The 811-nt window shown below is 66.0% G+C and carries 2 protein-coding genes; both read left to right on the top strand.

Annotated elements, in window-relative coordinates:
• Positions 1 to 421, top strand: a 421-nt coding sequence (locus tag AC1DY5_RS57415) for a TOBE domain-containing protein (RefSeq protein WP_478123005.1), incomplete at its 5' end; no start/stop codon positions are given.
• A gap of 4 nt (positions 422 to 425) precedes the next feature.
• Positions 426 to 811, top strand: a 386-nt coding sequence (locus AC1DY5_RS57410; RefSeq protein ID WP_478123004.1) for an ABC transporter permease, incomplete at its 3' end; no start/stop codon positions are given.

Here is an 811-nt window from a genome sequence, read left to right as displayed (position 1 = left end):
CCTCTACGAAACGCCCGCCACGCGCTTCGTTGCCGACTTCATCGGCAACGTGAACCTGATGGACGGCACCATCGTGGCCGACGCCTCCGACCACGTCGACATCCGATGCGCCGATGTCGTGCATCGCGTCGGCCACGGCATCACCGGCCACGCGGGGCAATCCGTCACGGTCGCGGTCCGGCCGGAAAAGATCCACTTGCGCAATGAACGGCCCGAGGGCGAACTCAACCAGGTGCGGGGCGTCGTCAAGGCGCTGTCCTACTTCGGCGACTACACCCTGTACCACCTCGAGATGCCCAGCGGCGCCGGACTCAAGGTGAATGTCGCGAACGAAAGCCGCCAGCGCGAGGGAGCGCCCCAGCGGGGCGACGCGGTCTGGGCGCACTGGCTGCCGACTTCGCAGGTCGTCCTGACGAGCTGAAGGCATGGCAGCCATCCCCTCGCACGGCTCCGAAGCACCGCAGCGCCGACGCCGGTTCTCGAAGGCGCGGGCGCTGCTCATCGGCACGCCCTATGTGTGGCTGCTGGTCTTCTTCCTGCTGCCCTTCCTGATCGTCCTGCGCATCAGCCTCGCCGAGATGGACGGCGCCAGCATCAGCAACCTGTTCTCGTTCGCGGATCAGGCACTGGTCATGAAGCTCGACCTGCGGACCTACGCGACCATTCTCCAGGACGACATCTACGGGGCGACGTACGTCCAGTCGCTGCTTTATGCCGGCGCCACGACGCTGATCTGCCTGTTGATCGGTTACCCCTTCGCCTACTTCATGGCCCGTGCCTCGGCCGCGCTGCAGCCCTTGCTGTTGATGGG

The sequence above is a fragment of the Variovorax sp. P4_D9 genome (assembly GCF_056401695.1).
This window is presented reverse-complemented; position numbering and strand designations above follow the sequence as displayed.